15 protein-coding genes are annotated in these 16993 nt (G+C 58.6%); 11 read left to right on the top strand and 4 right to left on the bottom strand.

Annotated features, from left to right (window positions below; all coding sequences use genetic code 11):
- The first annotated feature begins 9 nt into the window (after positions 1 to 9).
- From KW838_RS22255 to KW838_RS22235, 5 genes are read left to right on the top strand one after another with little or no spacing between them, the layout of a single operon-like run.
- Positions 10 to 1122 carry a polysaccharide pyruvyl transferase family protein gene (locus tag KW838_RS22255; protein WP_218503620.1) on the top strand — a complete coding sequence of 371 codons (1113 nt, stop codon included), beginning with the start codon at positions 10 to 12 and terminating at the stop codon, positions 1120 to 1122.
- Entirely contained in the window at positions 1119 to 2348 is a 1230-nt protein-coding gene (locus tag KW838_RS22250; protein ID WP_218503619.1) for a polysaccharide biosynthesis C-terminal domain-containing protein, read from the top strand. The genes KW838_RS22255 and KW838_RS22250 overlap by 4 nt, the downstream gene beginning before the upstream one ends.
- Positions 2339 to 3442 (top strand): hypothetical protein, encoded by a 1104-nt coding sequence (locus KW838_RS22245; protein ID WP_218481457.1) that lies wholly within the window; start codon positions 2339 to 2341, stop codon positions 3440 to 3442. The genes KW838_RS22250 and KW838_RS22245 overlap by 10 nt, the downstream gene beginning before the upstream one ends.
- Positions 3443 to 3454: 12 nt before the next feature.
- Positions 3455 to 4492, top strand: coding sequence for an acyltransferase family protein (locus KW838_RS22240; RefSeq protein ID WP_218503618.1), 1038 nt, complete (start codon positions 3455 to 3457; stop codon positions 4490 to 4492).
- Positions 4493 to 4519: 27 nt separating this feature from the next.
- Positions 4520 to 5650 (top strand): SGNH/GDSL hydrolase family protein, encoded by a 1131-nt coding sequence (locus KW838_RS22235; RefSeq protein ID WP_218503617.1) that lies wholly within the window; start codon positions 4520 to 4522, stop codon positions 5648 to 5650.
- A 75-nt stretch (positions 5651 to 5725) separates the two neighbouring features.
- On the opposite strand, the gene KW838_RS22230 is transcribed toward KW838_RS22235, so the two are convergent.
- Both KW838_RS22230 and galU read right to left on the bottom strand, forming a co-directional pair.
- Positions 5726 to 6148 carry a mannose-1-phosphate guanylyltransferase gene (locus KW838_RS22230; RefSeq protein ID WP_218503616.1) on the bottom strand — a complete coding sequence of 141 codons (423 nt, stop codon included), beginning with the start codon at positions 6146 to 6148 and terminating at the stop codon, positions 5726 to 5728.
- 47 nt (positions 6149 to 6195) lie between these two features.
- Positions 6196 to 7029, bottom strand: coding sequence for a UTP--glucose-1-phosphate uridylyltransferase GalU (gene galU / locus KW838_RS22225; RefSeq protein ID WP_102698711.1), 834 nt, complete (start codon positions 7027 to 7029; stop codon positions 6196 to 6198).
- 390 nt (positions 7030 to 7419) lie between these two features.
- On the opposite strand from galU, the gene galE reads away from it, so the two are divergent.
- The 6 genes from galE (at position 7420) to KW838_RS22195 (ending at position 13624) form a co-directional block, all read left to right on the top strand.
- Positions 7420 to 8436: a UDP-glucose 4-epimerase GalE gene (gene galE, locus KW838_RS22220; RefSeq protein WP_217837708.1), complete on the top strand. Its 1017-nt coding sequence runs from the start codon at positions 7420 to 7422 to the stop codon at positions 8434 to 8436.
- Between the two features lie 232 nt (positions 8437 to 8668).
- Positions 8669 to 8905, top strand: coding sequence for a hypothetical protein (locus KW838_RS22215; protein ID WP_102698709.1), 237 nt, complete (start codon positions 8669 to 8671; stop codon positions 8903 to 8905).
- A gap of 144 nt (positions 8906 to 9049) precedes the next feature.
- Positions 9050 to 10111: a polysaccharide biosynthesis/export family protein gene (locus tag KW838_RS22210; protein WP_218503615.1), complete on the top strand. Its 1062-nt coding sequence runs from the start codon at positions 9050 to 9052 to the stop codon at positions 10109 to 10111.
- 14 nt (positions 10112 to 10125) lie between these two features.
- On the top strand, positions 10126 to 10791 hold the full coding sequence (locus tag KW838_RS22205; protein ID WP_218503614.1) for a YjbF family lipoprotein: 666 nt from the start codon (positions 10126 to 10128) through the stop codon (positions 10789 to 10791).
- Positions 10791 to 11549 carry a capsule biosynthesis GfcC family protein gene (locus tag KW838_RS22200; RefSeq protein ID WP_218503613.1) on the top strand — a complete coding sequence of 253 codons (759 nt, stop codon included), beginning with the start codon at positions 10791 to 10793 and terminating at the stop codon, positions 11547 to 11549. Before KW838_RS22205 ends, KW838_RS22200 begins: the two co-directional genes overlap by 1 nt.
- The gene (locus KW838_RS22195; protein WP_218503612.1) at positions 11546 to 13624 is read left to right on the top strand and encodes a YjbH domain-containing protein; all 2079 of its coding nucleotides are present in this window, start codon (positions 11546 to 11548) and stop codon (positions 13622 to 13624) included. Before KW838_RS22200 ends, KW838_RS22195 begins: the two co-directional genes overlap by 4 nt.
- Before the next feature lie 880 nt (positions 13625 to 14504).
- Here KW838_RS22195 and KW838_RS22190 read toward each other — a convergent pair.
- Together KW838_RS22190 and KW838_RS22185 are read right to left on the bottom strand one after the other, a co-directional pair.
- On the bottom strand, positions 14505 to 15899 hold the full coding sequence (locus KW838_RS22190) for an undecaprenyl-phosphate glucose phosphotransferase (protein WP_218503611.1): 1395 nt from the start codon (positions 15897 to 15899) through the stop codon (positions 14505 to 14507).
- A 391-nt stretch (positions 15900 to 16290) separates the two neighbouring features.
- Entirely contained in the window at positions 16291 to 16950 is a 660-nt protein-coding gene (locus tag KW838_RS22185) for a winged helix-turn-helix domain-containing protein (protein WP_102698702.1), read from the bottom strand.
- Positions 16951 to 16993 lie beyond the last annotated feature (43 nt).

Here is a 16993-nt window from a genome sequence, read left to right as displayed (position 1 = left end):
CTCAAGCATATGAACGTAACGATTTTGCATGGCTACAGTGCGTCCAACTCCGGTGACGGTCTGCTCGTGGATCTGGCCATTGCCCTGGTGCAGCGAAACTTTGGTGACGACACCTCGATCAGTGTCGTGGCCTCCGATCCAGAGTCCTTCAGTTACTTGCCGCACCCGCGTTTTGATGCGCCGGTCATGGCGGCCAAGGGGCTGGGGCGGGTCAAGCAAGCGGTGTTCCTCAACCAGTCCTACGCTGGTCTCGCGGATCTGTTGAAGAAAACCGATTTGATCGTTGGCGTCGGTGGCGGCTACATGCGCTCCAAAAGCGCCTTCGAACACATCAAGTTGAAACTGGGCCACGCCAAGCAACTGGAAACGGCGATCCTCAGCAAAGTGCCGTCGGTGTACCTACCGCAAAGCATCGGACCGTTCCACGGCGAGAGCAGCAAGATCGTCGAGCATTACGCCAGTGCCGATGCGGTGTTCGTGCGCGACAATCGCTCATCGGCGATTTTCGATGCCTGTGAAAATGTCTACCGCGCACCGGATCTGGCGGTCCAGTCATTGGCCAGCAAAATCCTCATGCAGCCCAAGTTCACCCGTTGCGCCTCATCGCCGGCCACGGTGTGTGTGGTGCTGCGCAAGCCGCCGGAGTGGAGCAAGGAGAAGAAGGTCGCCTACGTGGCCAATCTGAAGGTGCTGCTGCAGCGCTTGAAGAACAAAAGCAAAGTGGTTTGCGCGGTGCAGAGCGCCGTGCGCGGCAACGATGACGGTGCGTTCTATCGCGAACTGGGCATTACCGAAGACCTGCTGCCATTGAAAGCGACCTTGGCCAAATATCAGCCGGACCTGGTGATTTCCGTGCGTCTGCACGGCGCCATCGAGTCGCTGCTGTCCGGCGTCCCGGCCTACCACATCAGCTATGAGCGCAAAGGTTTCGGCGCCTATCAGGACATGGGTGTGGAAGACTGGGTGATCAACGGCGGCGACATTGACGTCGACACCATCATCGACACGGTCTACGCGCCGAATGCGCTGTCGATTTTCGGCAAGCGCCTGACCGATACCTGCCGCGAGATCGAGGCGAAAACCGTGGCCATGGACGACATCATCAAAGGTATCGTTCGATGATATTTCGGCTACTGCTTCGCGGCGGGGCATTGGGCGCGAAGTTTTTGCTGGTGCTGGCGATCACCCATTTCCTCGGTTATGAGGCACTGGGTTTTTATGGCGTGGTGGTCGCTGCCTCGTTGATTGCGTCGAAGTTCTACAGCGTCGGTTTCAGTTCCGAAATCAATCGGCTGATCAGCGTCGGCGGCAGTTCGCGACGGGTCGTCGACAAGGTCCTGCTGCTGTACCTGGCCGTGGGGCTGCTGTTGTCGGTAGCGACGGTGCTGGTCTATTCGCTGTTCCAGACAGTCGAGGCGACGACCGCGCTGATCCTCTGCGTGACCCTGGTTTTGCTCACCGAACACCTGTCGTTCGAAATCAACTCCTTCGTGTTCTCCGCGCAGAAAGCCACGGCCGGCGCGCTGCTGTTTTTCATCAAGACCGGCCTCTGGGCGCTGTTGGCCGTTGGCGGGATGATGCTCGGCTGGGTGTCCGGGATCGCCAGTGTGCTGTGGTTGTGGGTGGCGGCCAACGTGCTGGTGATCGTGGCCGGCTACCTGATCGTGGTGAAGGTGCACGAAGGCCGGGTGAGCGGGACGCTGGCCACGGCAACCGTGTGGAAGGCCGGGCTGCCGTTCTATCTCGGCACAGGCTTGATCGCGTTGAGTCAGTACGCCGAACGCTTTCTGATCGTCGATCTGGAACCCTACGCCAGCCTCGGTAAATACGTGTACGCCTGGTCGGCGGCCAATACCTTGCAGGCGCTGTCCTATGCGGTGGTGGCGGTGGTCGGCATTCCGGTGCTCGCCAAACGTTTTCAGGCTGATCAACAGCCGTTCACGGTCCGGCAACTGTTCGTGAACAAATGGGTCATGCGCTCGCTGCTGGTGTCCGCTGCGGTGGCGGTGCTGATTTATCTGTTCTTCAACGTTGTGCTCGATTACGTCGCCACGAGTGTTCCGCGTCCGGACAATGCGATTCTTGGCGTGCTGATTTTTTCCTTTGCCTTGCGCGCGATTGGCGACATCGTCTGGGGTGGTTTGATTGCCTCGAAGAACAGCCGGGTGTCACTGGCCAGTGCGGCGATCTGCTTGTTGGTTTCGGTGCCGGTCAGCTACGTGCTGATCAAGCACTACTCGATCTACGGCGCTGCCTGGGGCAATGTCTTTGCGATCATCGTGCAGCTCGGCGTGATTGCCGTGTTGACCCGTGTGACCCGGCCGAAAGGGGCTTTGGCATGGGGTTGAAGCTGCCGTGCATCGAGTTTCGCGGCAAGAGACTCGATTCCTCGATTTCGTTCCTGATCCTCTTCACCGGGTTGTTTCTGTCGGTGGCCATGCCGCTGTTGGTCCCCCGTGATCCTGGCCCGGATGCCATGACCTTGTGGTCGTCCTACGCCCGTGCCGACAACTGCAATTTCTGGAACCCGTTCTCGCCGGATCGCTCTTCCTATGAGTGTTCGGCGTTTCTGCTGCGGCCCACCGGGATCAATCTGACCAATGCCTGGGCCTACGGCATGTTCTGCAATTTTTTCCTCACGGCGATTCCCGTGGTGGTCTTCCGGCGCATGCCCCTGACGATTTTCGGCACGCTGTGCCTGTGGGGCATCGTTCGCTCGTTTTTCCTGGAAAACCTGACCAAGGAAATCATCGTGTCGGTGGCGGTGTTGAGCATTTTGCTCAGCTCGTTGACGCGCAAGTATCGCGGCGGATTTTTCTTCTCGGCGGTGATTTACGGCGTGCTGATCCGACCCTACTGGATTCTGTTTTCACTGTCCTGGGTCGGCGTCTGCGTGATGAAGAAGTATGTCTCGCGCTTCACCTTCTTCCTGATGCTGTTCCTGTTCTACCTGGCGGTCGCCATGGCGATCCAGGTGGCACTCGGGTTTCCGGTGTCGTCGATTCGCGCCAGTAACAACGAACTGCGCACGGCGGGTGAGGAGGGCTCCAAGTCGTTGATCGTCTCGTGGCTCAGCGGCAGCGACTTTGTCTCGCAGGCGCTGGACTCGATGATCATCTTCTTCCGGTTGTCGTTCCCGGTGGAGCTGATTCTGCTGTCGGGGCCGGGGCAGGTGATCTTTGTGGCGTTGATGATCATGACCGCGCTGCTGCTGTTCAAAGTCATCACCTCGACCGATTACAAAGGCGCGCCGATCCAGACCAAGCCTAAGGAACTGATCGCGATTCCGCTGGCATTTTTGCTGGTTCAAGGGTTGTTCGAGCCGGACTTCGGCTCCTTTGCCCGGCACTTCTCGATGGTGGTACCGGTGTTGTTCGTGGGCCTGGGCTTGATGTTGCGGGCGAACAAGCCGGTGCAGGTTGAATCAAGAATTCTGAATTGAGGCAGGTGCTTTATGTCGAGCAAGAAAAAGTCCCTGGAGATCGAAACCCTGCGCGGCCTGGCGTGCCTGCTGCTGGTGCTCTATCACGTCATCGGCCCGTTGGGCGGCGGCTTGAAAATAGACCTGGGCTCGCCGTTCCGGGTGATCGCCGACTCCATGGTGTACGTGCGCATGCCGCTGTTCACCTTCATTTCCGGCTACATCTATTCCATCTACAAAATCCGTGGGAATGACTTTTCGGCGTTTTTCTCCGGCAAGGTGCGGCGGCTGATCGTGCCGCTGTTCTGCGTCGGCGTGCCGTTCTCCGTATTGCAGGCGGTGGGCCCGGGCGTGAACAAGGACGTCGGCGTGATCGATGCGTTGTTGTCGTTCTGGGTGCCGATCAACCACTTCTGGTTCTTGCAGGCGGTGTTCATCATTTTCATGTTCGTCGGCCTGCTGGAATGGCGTGGTTTGCTGCGTTCGGCGACGCGCCTGTATCTGCTGTTTGCCTTTGCGGCGGCGCTGTTTTTGTTACCGCCGTTCAAGTTCGATGCGTTCGGCATCAACGGCGCGATCTACCTGCTACCGTTTTTTGTGGCGGGGATGATTGGCCAGGAAAATGTCGATGGGTTGAAGCAACGGTTCAAGGTGATCGGGCCGTTGGTGTTTGTGTTGATCTCGCTGACGCTGCTGTACGTGGCGGCGGTGGATCGTGAGTTGATCGTCGACCGCCGCAGCCTGATCGGTCTGACCGTGGGTTGCGTGTCCTGCATTGCGTTGCTGTCGAGTGACATGCGCTCGAAATGGCTGACCTGGCTCGGCGGGTACTCCTACGCGATCTTCTTGTTCCATGTGTTGTTTGCCGCCACTTCGCGGTTTGTCCTGGGGCGCTTGGGCGTGAAGGACGAAAGCCTTCTGGTGTTCGGTGGCCTGACGTGTGGCTTGCTGGGGCCGGTGGTGCTATCGATGGTGTTCAGTCGATTCAACTTCACCTCCGTGCTGTTCCTGGGGGAGCGTGCGGCGGCGAAAAAACCGCCGGCAAACGTCGCCCCGGTGCCGCAGACCTGATGAGTGTCCGAGTGAAGGAAACGATGCATGTTGGCAGTTGATGACGTCCAGCCAGTTGCGGCGTATGTGGTCGAGGTCGGCGACGCTCGCGAACGGTTCGGCCAGTGGCGCGAAGGGAAGGGTGGGAAGGTCCTGTCCATCTCGGTGATCGGCGACAGCTACAGCGCCGGGCAGGATTTCTATCTGAACAAACTGGTGCAGCGGCTGGCCGGGAAGGCAGGTTTCGCCGGTCCCGCTTATGTCGGCTTCAACCACGGCGCGGCACTGGGCGGCACGCACTTCAAATACACCCGCAGCAGTGAGAAGTACTTCGGCGGTGACTGGCAAGTGTCCGCCCTTGGCCAGGCCAGCCCCGACAGTCGCACCCTTACCGGTCGGCCCGGCGCCTGGCTGGAGATCGATGCCGATCCGACACCGGCCATCAACACGTCTGTCACCCAGGCGAAATTGCTCTACCTCGGCAATGGCGAACCCAATGAGGTTCGCTACCGTTGGGCATCGTCGCAATCCTGGCAGCCATTGACGCTCGCAGGTTCAGGGGTTCAGGAAGTGCCACTGCCAGGTACATCGGCAGCGAAAGACTGGGCGTTTCGGCTGGAAGTGGTGAAAGGCGCGCCAACGCTCTTCGGCCTGTGGATGAGCAACCAACAGGACGGTGTGAGGGTGTCCAAACTGGCGGCGTCCGGCGCGGCGTCCGCTGACTTCTACCACAGCGATGGCCGCTGGCAGGCGCAGTGGAAGACGGTGGTATCGAAGATTCCCGCCGACATCTACCTGATCATGCTGGGCGGTAACGACCAGGGTTTTGGCGTGAAACCCGAGCAGTACCTGAAGAACATTCAGGGCTTGGTGGGGATGGTTCGCGAGATTCAACCGGCGGCGAGCATCAACCTGATCCTGCGTCAGGACACCACACGTTCCAGTGCTTACCCGATGTCGGCCTATGCGCAAGTCCTGGAACCCTGGGCACGCAAGGAACACCTCGGTTACGCCAATCTGCAGTGCGCGTTCGGCGCCGACTTCAAGCGCTATGCCGCCACCATGATCGGCCCGGACAAGATTCATCCGGTTCCGGCTACGGGTGGGCGGGTGATTGCCGATTACTTCTATCGCTGGATTGCTGGCGGACAGGACAGCTGCGATGCGGGCGTGATGTAGGAGCTGCCGCAGGCTGCGATCTTTTGATTTTGTTTTTCAAGATCAAGATCAAAAGATCGCAGCCTGCGGCAGCTCCTACAGGGGGCTGCGGCTATTTTCGAATGTTTCCAGGTGACTCAGCAGCTCTGCGGTTTTAAGCGGCATCAGTTGCGTAGCACAACGGGTCTCCACGTTGATGATGATGGCCGGGTCGTTGCAGCAAATGCGCACCCGGAATCGCCAGTCGCTGAATATCACTTTCAGCCCATCGCGGTCGTCGATTTCCAGCGCCTGCCCGCGGTAAAGCCTTTTCAGGTGAGCGAGGAGGGGATCGGGGTCGAGCATCGGCCGGCGGATGTCTCCGGAAGAGGGAAACATGCCGATTCGTTCCACCAGCAGCGTGGGGCCGAGCCAGGATTCGTTGGCGCTCGGCAACCGCTGATGGCGCGATAACGAGGACATCACGCCGAGGTTGCCCACCTCCATTTCAATGTATGCCGAGAGTTGTGCAATGTTCATGGTTGGCCTGCCTGAATGAAGAGTGGGCGTCGGGGGTTTGAGCCGTCTTAGCGGCCCTTCAAATACACGTTTTCGTAGCAGAAGTTGGTCGCCTGCAGGTAACCCTCGGCGTCGCCGCAATCGAAGCGCAAACCCTTGAACTTGTAGGCCAGCACACAACCGTTCTGCGCCTGTTTCATCAGCGCGTCGGTGATCTGGATTTCCCCGCCTTTCCCCGGCTCGGTGTCGGCGATCAGGTCGAAGATATCCGGCGTCAGAATGTAGCGGCCGATGATCGCCAGGTTCGACGGGGCGTCTTGCGGGGCCGGTTTTTCCACCATGTTGTTGACTCGGTAGATCCCGTCGGAGATCGGCTCGCCGGCAATCACGCCGTACTTGTGGGTCTGGTCGCGGGGGACTTCCTGGATGGCCACGATCGAGCAGCGGAATTTCTTGTACAGCTCGATCATTTGCGTGAGCACGCCATCACCTTCCAGGTTCAGGCACAGGTCATCGGCCAGTACCACGGCGAAGGGTTCGTCGCCGATCAACGGACGGCCACTGAGAATCGCGTGGCCCAGGCCCTTCATTTCCACCTGGCGGGTGTAGGAGAAGGTGCAGGTGTCGATCAGCTCGCGGGTTCCGGCCAGGAACTTCTCTTTCTCGGTGCCGCGAATCTGGTGCTCCAGCTCATAGCTGATGTCGAAGTGGTCTTCCAGCGCGCGCTTGCCCCGCCCGGTGACGATCGCCATGTGTTGCAGGCCGGCGTCCCGTGCTTCTTCGACGGCGTACTCGATCAATGGCTTGTTGACGATCGGCAGCATTTCCTTGGGCATGGCTTTGGTCGCCGGCAAGAAACGAGTGCCGTAGCCGGCAGCGGGGAACAAACATTTACGAATCATAAAAGTATCCTGGACAGTCATGGAACACAGCCAACGGGTGCGCGCAATAACGAGTGATTGCAAGTTTCAATGATTATTGAAGGCTTACTTTAATACCTGAGTCTGGCCACTAGTGGCAAATAGCAATGTGCGGATAACGCGACAATGTTATGAGATGTCGGGTTGATAGTTGTTAGTTATTTTTAGTCGGTATCTGTTGATAGTGGTGAGTGCGTCGGAATGCTAATAAGTAGTCCGCAATACAGTTTGGCCTGAAAAAATATTTATTGCCAGTCGTTGAACTAATTTTGTTTTGGGTTGTTGTCGCTCTTATTTGTGTGGTTCAGCACACAGCTTTAACAAGAGGGGCTTGACACGCAACTTCGCACTTTTCCCACTATGGACCGCGCTATGAAAATTCTGGTAACGGGTGGAGCTGGATATATCGGTTCGCACACCACGCTCGCGCTGCTTGAGGCAGGCTATGAAGTCGTTGTGCTGGATAATCTTTGCAACAGCAGCGACGCGGCATTGCACGCGGTGGAAGCCATTTGCGGCAAGAGTGCGCTGATGATTCGCGGTGATGTGTGCGACCGGGCCTTGCTGGACCGGATTTTCCAGCAGCATGCCATCGATGCCGTCCTGCATTTTGCCGGTCTCAAGGCCGTGGGCGAGAGCGTGCGCAAGCCGCTTGAGTATTACGAGACCAACGTCAGCGGCAGCATAACGCTGTGTCAGGCGATGGCCGCAGCCGGGGTGTTTCGCCTGGTGTTCAGTTCATCGGCCACGGTATACGGTGAGCCGGAGCAGATGCCGATCCGCGAGGATTTCCCCACGGGCAACCCCACCAATCCCTACGGTCAATCCAAGCTGATCGTCGAAAATGTACTGCGCGACCTGAGCCTGGCCGAGCCGCGCTGGAGCATCGCGCTGTTGCGTTACTTCAACCCGATCGGCGCGCATGACAGCGGTCATCTGGGCGAAGACCCCAGTGGCATACCGAACAACCTGGTGCCCTACATCAGCCAGGTGGCGGTGGGCAGCCTGCAGGAGTTGTCGATCTTCGGCAACGATTACCCCACGGTCGACGGTACCGGGGTACGCGACTACATCCACGTCGTGGACCTGGCGGACGGGCATCTCAAGGCCTTGCAATCCATCGCCGGACGCACCGGCATCCATACCTGGAACCTGGGCACGGGCGATGGCTACAGCGTGTTGCAAGTCCTGCGGGCGTTCGAGCAGGCGTGCGGGCAGCCGGTGCCCTATCGGATGATGCCGCGTCGCTCGGGTGATATCGCCGAGAGCTGGGCCGACCCTTCCAAGGCGCAAAAGGAGTTGGGCTGGAAGGCTACGCGCAACTTGCAGGACATGGTCGTTGATACCTGGCGCTGGCAATCGAATCACCCCAAGGGCTACCTGGGATGATGGCGTTTTAGCTCAATGTTATTTCCGGTCAGGTTGTTAGATATCGTCGGGAAAATACACTGGCCATGCCTTTTGCAAGTCCGTAGATATAAACCTGCCGTTCGACTTTTATCAGTTGGGTAAGACTGTGAAAGAACAACGGATCTTGTTCGCACTTTTCGCGGACTTGAACTCTACCACCTCTAACGTAATGCCCGATTTCTATCAGGTTGAATGTTAGAAAGGAGTTGATATGAAGAAAGCGATGGCAATTGCCCTGTTGACGATGTTGAGCAACTGGGCGTCCGCGGTAGAAGCGCCGCTTACAACTGCGACCAATGTATTGGGTAACGTGGCGGCGACTCAAGCCACTGCAGCCAGTACTGCAATGGTCGCCAGTGCTGTAGCGGCGTCCAACAGTGGTGGAAGTGCAAACGGCGGTACCACGGGTACGACAGGTACCACGGGTACAACCGGCACGCACAACTAACTGATACACCTGTTGGTGCAGTACAAGGTCGCCCGATGCAAATCGGGTGACTTTGTTTTTAGATTCGCCCTTGAATAGCGTAGTGCCATTATGACTCGTAGTTTTTCTCTTTTAATGTTGGCAAGCATCGCTTTACAAGGTTGCATGTTTTCCCCCGGCCAATACCTGAGCACCAGTGATATCACACGCCAGGGCGCCAGTGAGAGCAGCCGGGTCGAGCTCATTCCGATCACACCCAAGCTCATCTCCATGAACAGGGCCACGCAAAAGCGTGAGTCCGTGCCGGCGGAATTGCTGGCGGCCCCGGCCGAGTACCGTATCGGCAGCAACGATGTGCTGTACATCACGGTCTGGGATCACCCGGAGCTGACGGCACCCTCCGGCGCGCAACAGCAGATTGACGCCAACGGTCGCTTGGTGCGTGCCGATGGCACGCTCTACTACCCGTTTATCAAAGAGGTCCAGGCGGCGGGTAAAACCGTCCAGCAACTGCGGGCGGACATCGAAGCCAGGCTGTCGGCCTTCATCGCCGAGCCGCAAGTGGATGTCGCCGTGTTGCGTTTTTCCAGCCAGAAAGTCGTGGTGACGGGCGCCGTTTCGAAGGCCGGTCCACAACCGATTTCCACCAACCCGCTCAGTGTGGTCGAGGCCCTCGGTTCCGCCGGTATCGATACGGCGAGCGCCGACTTGTCCGGTCTGTTGCTGACGCGAAACGGGCGGGTCTATACGCTCAATCTCGACACGCTCAATCAATCGGATTCCGAGTTGCAGAACGTCTACCTCAAGGGTGGCGACCAGTTGTATCTGCCGTACAACGACAAAAAGCGCATCTACGTCATGGGTGAGGTCAACCAGCCGCGCGCACTGAGTTTCAAGACCGCCACCATGAACCTGTCCGATGTGCTGGGCTCGGTCGGCGGATTGAGTCAGACCACCTCCAACGGTAATGCCGTGTACGTGATCAGGGGTGTTGAAAACCTCGATGTGGAACCGGCGAAGGTCTACCAGTTGCAAGCCGAATCACCGACCGCCATGGCGCTGGCCACGCACTTTGAAGTACGTCCCCAGGACGTCGTCTACGTAGGTCCTGCCAACGTGACTCGCTGGAATCGCTTCATCAGCCAGTTGGTGCCGTCGGCATCGATTGTCGGTACGGGCGCTTCCGCGGCGAAGAACATGAGTGAAGTCAGCAGCAACAGCAATTAAGGCCGGGTCCGATCGTGAGAACGTTGAAAGTTGGCGTCTGCTTGATAGCGGCCTTGATGTTGTGTGGCTGTAACCCGCTGATGGTCGCTTCGCTGACCAACTTCAAATCGGCGGTGTCAGGGCCGGATGAACTGGACGTGACGGCGGCCCAGGTGGCGGATGTCCGCTATCCCCAGCTCAAGCTGACCACACCGTCCGGTTCCGGCGTGCTGGCGCTGGTGCGTGAGCGCGACGACCTGCAGTTCTGGGTCGCGTCCGGCAAACAGGTTCTGCTCATGCGCGATGGCCTGGCGGTGCGCAGCATCGGCCTTGGCCTGGACGGCGATCTGGACGGGACGCGCCTTGCCGACATCTCGCCCTTCAAGCAAGGCCTCCACAAAGTGCCCGATGGCTTCACCAGCCAGCGCTGGATCGATCTCTACCAGGGCCAGGAAGTCGGGGTGACGCTGAACAGTCGCTTCTCGCGCAAATCCATGGAAACCCTGGAAATCCTCAACAAGGAATACGCCGTGCTGCGTGTCGATGAGCAGATTGACGCGCCGGCCATCGGCCTGCGTGCGACCAATCGTTACTGGGTCGACCCCGTTGACGGTTTCATTGTGCAGAGTGAGCAGCAACTGACCTCGCAACTGCGGGTCAAGATCGTGCAACTGACCCCTGACCGCAGGCATACCCGGTGATGCGGGTCAGGGCTCTATCGGCGTGCCTGCTGTTGCTCACCAGCGTCAGCCATGCGGCGGTCACCGTCACCGGTGACGTGGCCCACCCGGGGCCGGTCGACCTGCCGGCGGGCGGGCGGTTGCTGGACGTGATCAACGTGGCCCAGCCCAATGCCGAGAGTTACTGGTTGGCGGGCGTATTGCTGCGTCAGTCCCTGGTCGAGCAACAGGCCCGGCTCAAGGCCGGGGTGCTGTTCGATCTGGATGTGTTGCAGCGCATGGCCGTGCTTTTCGACAGGCCGAGCCGGGCTGCCCTGGCGGCGCGCTTGGCCGAGCAAGTCCGGCGCATGCCGGTCACCGGGCGCCAGGTGGCGGTTCTGGACCCGGTCGCCGTGGAAGTCGGGTTTGCCCGCAACATCCGACTGAACGACGGCGACCGCCTCATCTACCCGTTGCGGGTCGACGAAGTCGAGGTGCTCGGCGCTGTCGCCGAGTCGTGCCGGTTGACCTATCAGCCACTGCAAGAGGCCCGCGATTACCTGCAGGGTTGCACGCCGCTGGTCGATGCGGACGTCGATTACCTGTGGTTGATCCAGCCCAACGGCGTCACCCGGCGCGTCGGCATTGCGCACTGGAATCGCGAGAGCGGGCAGATACCTGTCGCCGGCAGCAGGATTCTGGTCCCGGTCAAAACCGATGACCTTGATCCGCCTGTCCCTGAACTGAATCAGCAGTTGGCCGAATTGATTGCCACGCAGCTGGCTGAGGTGGTTCGTTGAATTTACGTTTTGCAGCTGTATTGTTATTGCCGTGTGGTCTGGCTTACGCAGAACCACGCATTACCCAGAATGATTTCGGTGGCGCGGGCTTGTTGCAGACGCCGACGGCGCGCATGGCGCCGGCCGGTGAGTTGAGCCTGAATGCCAACCGCACCGACCCCTATAGTCGCTACAGCGTTTCACTTCAACCACTGGAGTGGCTGGAAGGTTCGTTTCGCTACACCGCGATCACCAACCGCCCTTACGGCCCCGAATCGTTGAGCGGCAACCAGAGCTACAAGGACAAGGCGGTCGACCTCAAGGTCCGCCTGTGGGAAGAAACCCATTGGGCGCCCGAGGTGGCCTTGGGCTTCCGGGACATCGGTGGTACAGGCCTGTTCTCCAGTGAGTTCGTGGTGGCCAACAAGCGCTACGACAATTTTGATTTCAGCGCCGGCATTGCCTGGGGTTACCTGGGCAACCGTGGCGACTTCGAAAACCCGCTGGGCTATATCGATGATCGCTTCAAGACCCGGCCCGACAGCGAAGGCACCGGTGATGTCAACACCGGGGCGTATTTTCGCGGCGAGCCTTCATTGTTCGGCGGCGTGAGTTACCAGACGCCCTGGGATCGACTCAGCCTGAAACTCGAATACGAAGGCAACGATTACAAGCACGAGCCGAAGGACAACGTGATCAAGCAGGACTCGCCGATCAACCTTGGCGCGGTGTTCAAGCTGACTGACTCGATCGACGTCAGCGCGGCCTGGGAGCGCGGCAACACGGCGATGTTCGGCGTCACTTTCCACACCAACTTCGCCAGCCGCAAGGCGCCGGCCAAGACGTTCGACCCGCCGGCTGAACCCTTGCCGGCGAAGGCGCCGAGCACCGGGATGGATCAGGTCGACTGGGCCGATGTGTCCCGGCGCCTGCAGCAAAATGCCGGGTACAAGGTCGAGCGCATCAGCCAGCGCGATTCCGAATTGTTCGTGTACGGCGAGCAGCAGCGTTACTTCCATTCGGCCAAGGCCGTAGGCCGCGCGAGCCGGATTCTGGACAACAGCGTCAACGACGATATCGACTGGTTCACCGTGGTGAACAAGCGCTACGGCCTGCCGCTTGAAGAAACCAGCGTGCCTCGGCAAACCTTCCGCGAAGTGATCAACAACGAGGAGCCGCTGCAATCGCTGCATCGCACCACCGAGATCAATCCGGCGATGCCGCACAACGAGAAAACCCTCTACACCGAAGCGATGCAGCCATTCGCTTATGGCGTCGGGCTGGGCTTCAAGCAGAACGTGGGCGGCCCCGATGGCTTGCTCTATCAGTTCAGCGCCGACGCGGACGCCGAGTACCGCTTCAACCGAAACACCTGGTGGAGCGGCTTGCTCAGTGCCAACCTGATCAACAACTTCGACAAGTTCACCTATGACGCACCCAGTGGCTTGCCCCGCGTGCGCACGGACTTGCGCCAGTACATGACCACGTCCGATGTCACCATGCCGTTGTTCCAGGTCAGCCATGCGGAGCAGTTGGACAAGGACCTGTATGGCATGGTGTACGGTGGCTACCTGGAGTCGATGTTTGCCGGCGTCGGGGGCGAGGTGCTGTTCCGTCCGACCGGCGAGCGCTGGTCGGTGGGCGCGGACCTGAACTACGTCCGCCAGCGGGAGTTCGACCAGGGGTTTGGCTTGCGTGATTATTCAGTGGTGACCGGCCACATCACCGGCTACACCGACTTGCCCTACGATACGCTGGCAGCCGTCAGCGTCGGGCGGTACCTGGCGGGTGACTGGGGCGGCACTCTGGATATCTCGCGGGAGTTTTCCAACGGCGTACGGTTTGGCGCCTGGGCAACGATCACCACCGCCACCGGCGCTGAATACGGCGAAGGTAGTTTCGACAAGGGCATCTACCTGTCCATCCCGTTCGATGAACTGATGAGCATGTCGACCATGCGCCGCGCCAACCTCGTCTGGTCGCCACTGACCCGGGATGGCGGTGCACGGCTCAATCGCAGCTTCCAACTGCACTCCATGACCGACAGCCGCGACGACGACATGTTCTATCGCAACTTCGAGAAGATCACTGAGTAACCTGTGGGAGCGAGCTTGCTCGCGAAGGCGTCGGCACATCCAGCATCCATGTTGCCTGACCCGACGCTTTCGCGAGCAGGCTCGCTCCCACAGTGGGTCTATTGGTGACTCGGAAATCTGGCTACACACCCGATTCCTGTGGGAGCGAGCTTGCTCGCGATGGCGTCGGTACATCCAGCATCCATGATGGCTGACCCGACGCTTTCGCGGGCAAGCCACGCTCCCACAGTGGTTACTTGGCGACCCGTAGATCCAGGCACACCGCCAATCCCCTGTGGGAGCGAGCTTGCTCGCGATGGCGTTGGCATATCCAGCATTGATGTTGGCTGACCCGACGCTTTCGCGGGCAAGCCACGCTCCCACAGTGGTTACTTGGCGACCCGTAGATCCAGGCAAACCGCCAATCCCCTGTGGGAGCGAGCTTGCTCGCGAAGGCGTCGGCACATCCAGCATCCATGTTGCCTGACCCGACGCCATCGCGGGCAAGCCATGCTCCCACAGTGGTTACTTGGCACCCCGTAGATCCAGGCACACCGCCAATCCCCTGTGGGAGCGAGCTTGCTCGCGATGGCGTCTGCACATCCAGCATTGATGTTGGCTGACACGACGCCTTCGCGAGCAGGCTCGCTCCCACACGGGGCCTCTGGTGAACCGGAAATCCGGTAGATACCCCAACCCCTGTGGGAGCGAGCTTGCTCGCGATGGCGTCGGCACATCCAGCATTGATGTTGGCTGACCTGACGCTTTCGCGAGCAGGCTCGCTCCCACAAGGGGCTTTTGGTGAACCGGAGGTCCGGGCAACCGCCCAACTCCCGAATCACAGCCACAAAAAAGGGGACTTGCGTCCCCTTGCGGTGTTGCCTTGTGCAGCCCTAGACCATCAGTAGATGTCTTTCGACAACAAGGTGAACGGCGTCTTCACCAGAATCTTCAGGTCCAGCCACAACGACCAGTTGTTGATGTACTTGAGGTCGATCTCGACACGCTTCTGCATCTTGTCGATGGTATCCGTCTCGCCACGGCAACCATTGATTTGCGCCAGGCCGGTAATGCCCGGTTTGATTCGATGACGCGCCATGTAGGCGAGAATTTTCCCGGAGTAATAGTTGTTGTGCGCGATGGCGTGAGGGCGCGGGCCGACCAGTGCCATGTGTCCTTGCAGCACGTTGAACAGTTGCGGCAACTCGTCCAGCGAAGTGCGACGGATAAAGCGTCCGACGGCGGTGATACGCGAGTCGTTACGGCTGGCCTGCTTGACCTCATGATCATCGTGCACCCGCATGGAGCGGAACTTCCACACCTGGATCACCTTGCCGTTCCAGCCATGACGGTCCTGCTTGAAGAACACCGGGCCGGGCGAATTGAGTTTTACGGCCAGTGCAATGAGCAGCAACACCGGGCTCAACAGGATAATGGCCAGCAGGGCCACGCTTTTTTCCGCCAGGCTTTTACTCAGCGCGGCAGTAGGCCGGCTGGTCAGCGGACTTTCATTCAGGTAGATCGCCGGCAAACCGTCCACGACTTTTACCGAGTGATTGAGCAGCGTCAGGCTGTTCAAGTCCGGCACCCAGACCACGTCAACGTTGGCATCCAGCAAATCGACGTACATGGCTTCGATTTGTGCCGCTTCCGACAGGGGCAGCGTGATGTACAAACGACGGATGTCATGGGTCTTGATCAGATCCAGCAGATCTTCCTGGGCGCCGACGATGCGGGGTGCGCCGGGTTCCAGGGAGGGAAGGGTGCCGTTGCTGACCAGGCCCACCAATGGCAGGTTTTCGAGGTCACTCAGCTTGTTCGCCAATCCCAGTGCCAGTTCGCCGGTGCCGACGATCAGGGTTTTATGCTCGCTTTTACGTGACCGCTGGTAGAACTTCGAAAACGCATGCAGCGGCGCATACAGCAACGCCTGTCCGAGGAAACCGTACACCGCCCAACCCAGGATGACTTGTCGAGAAAACAACTCATCGGCCTTGCAGATAAACGCGATGCAGGCCAGCGCCGCCATGGTCATGGACCAGCCCATGAACAGGCGCCCGAGCCCTGACAGATAGTTGTCTCTTTTGCGGTACACACCGCTGAACGTATAAGCCGGAACCGAGGCCAGGACGGCGAGCGTTGCGCACATCCGGTAATAGAACTCGACCGATCCGGTGTGCCTTTCAGCCAGTATGAACAACAGAGAAACTACAAAGCCCTGTGCCAGCGCCCATTGTCCCCAAAAGGTAAGTCCCTTGAGGCCAGTGTTTCGATTGATACCAAAAGTAAGATCCATACCATATCCCCAAAAGACGTCCATTCAGGTTTCGACAGTTGAAATCCGAGTTGTTAAGCAGACTTGTTATTGTTGTTAGAGCGAGTGTCCTGAGGTAACAACGTCGATATGCCGAACTGTCGTCAGTCAATAGACTAAGTTATTGGCGAAGATACTGTCTGACGAGTTCTAACAAGATGGCAAAGTGCCAACTAGCGAAATTTTAGAAAAGATCGAGCGTTAGAAAAGGTCGAATGGAAGAGGGTGAATAATTAGAGTGGTCTTTGGTATTGTAGGAGGGGTGGGGATAAGAGGATTTTGCCAGCGCGGAGGTTGAAACCAAACAGAGTGCTTTTTTTATTGTTGTAGTCGCACTGTTTCTGTTTGTTTTAATTGCTAAAGGTTGAGGTGTTTACGCCACGACTTCCTGGATCAGGCAATAGCCACGATTTCTGACTGCGCGAAACAGTCGTTCACCGTTACTGGCCAATTTGAATTTGTCTTGCAATCGGCTCAGGCACATTTCCAGGCCGCGATACTGCTCCGGCTCCCTACCGATGCTGAGGATCAATTCGTCGCGACTGACGACGCGCTCTTCATGGTGCAGCATCTTCTTTACCAGCGCGGCTTCCAATCCGGTCAGGCTGATCTCGACGCCCTCTTTTGCCAGTACGCTTTGATCCTTGTCGAGTTGCCAGGCTTCGCTGTAAGGAGTGTCGCTCTCGATTGTTCGCGAGATATCGTTGGCTGCCCCGGCAGTTGCCGGCATGCTGTGGAATGGATTCGTCGATTGCGCTGCCAGCCATTCGGATTCCAGAGTGGCCAATAGTCGCTGTGTATCGTGTTCGATACTGCGCGCAACGTTTTTCCTTGAAACGTTGGGGTAGCTGAACTCCATCAGCACGGGAGCGGAAGAGGGCGAAGCAACACCTTCAACAAACATTTGTGCCTGGGAGGTGCCAAACGAGTTGAAACGCTCACTGGACAGGATGGTCTCAAGTTCACGCTGCGACGTAGTGCTGTGGGTCACGACGACAAAGTATTTCCTTGGGAGGGTTGTACTAGTTTCCATGTCTCTCTCCTGAAGTACACACCAAATTTGGCGAAAAAAGATG

Origin of the sequence: Pseudomonas sp. PDM27, assembly GCF_019219205.1 — a bacterium.
Classification (GTDB): Bacteria; Pseudomonadota; Gammaproteobacteria; order Pseudomonadales; family Pseudomonadaceae; genus Aquipseudomonas; species Aquipseudomonas laurylsulfatiphila.
This window is presented reverse-complemented; position numbering and strand designations above follow the sequence as displayed.

What these genes read in the sequence shown, in the direction of transcription:
- KW838_RS22255 (WP_218503620.1), top strand. Translation starts at nt 10, where the DNA reads ATGAACGTAACGATTTTGCATGGCTACAGTGCGTCCAACTCCGGTGAC.
- KW838_RS22250 (WP_218503619.1), top strand. Translation starts at nt 1,119, where the DNA reads ATGATATTTCGGCTACTGCTTCGCGGCGGGGCATTGGGCGCGAAGTTT.
- KW838_RS22245 (WP_218481457.1), top strand. Translation starts at nt 2,339, where the DNA reads ATGGGGTTGAAGCTGCCGTGCATCGAGTTTCGCGGCAAGAGACTCGAT.
- KW838_RS22240 (WP_218503618.1), top strand. Translation starts at nt 3,455, where the DNA reads ATGTCGAGCAAGAAAAAGTCCCTGGAGATCGAAACCCTGCGCGGCCTG.
- KW838_RS22235 (WP_218503617.1), top strand. Translation starts at nt 4,520, where the DNA reads ATGTTGGCAGTTGATGACGTCCAGCCAGTTGCGGCGTATGTGGTCGAG.
- KW838_RS22230 (WP_218503616.1), bottom strand. Translation starts at nt 6,148, where the DNA reads ATGAACATTGCACAACTCTCGGCATACATTGAAATGGAGGTGGGCAAC.
- galU (WP_102698711.1), bottom strand. Translation starts at nt 7,029, where the DNA reads ATGATTCGTAAATGTTTGTTCCCCGCTGCCGGCTACGGCACTCGTTTC.
- galE (WP_217837708.1), top strand. Translation starts at nt 7,420, where the DNA reads ATGAAAATTCTGGTAACGGGTGGAGCTGGATATATCGGTTCGCACACC.
- KW838_RS22215 (WP_102698709.1), top strand. Translation starts at nt 8,669, where the DNA reads ATGAAGAAAGCGATGGCAATTGCCCTGTTGACGATGTTGAGCAACTGG.
- KW838_RS22210 (WP_218503615.1), top strand. Translation starts at nt 9,050, where the DNA reads ATGTTTTCCCCCGGCCAATACCTGAGCACCAGTGATATCACACGCCAG.
- KW838_RS22200 (WP_218503613.1), top strand. Translation starts at nt 10,791, where the DNA reads ATGCGGGTCAGGGCTCTATCGGCGTGCCTGCTGTTGCTCACCAGCGTC.
- KW838_RS22190 (WP_218503611.1), bottom strand. Translation starts at nt 15,899, where the DNA reads ATGGATCTTACTTTTGGTATCAATCGAAACACTGGCCTCAAGGGACTT.
- KW838_RS22185 (WP_102698702.1), bottom strand. Translation starts at nt 16,950, where the DNA reads ATGGAAACTAGTACAACCCTCCCAAGGAAATACTTTGTCGTCGTGACC.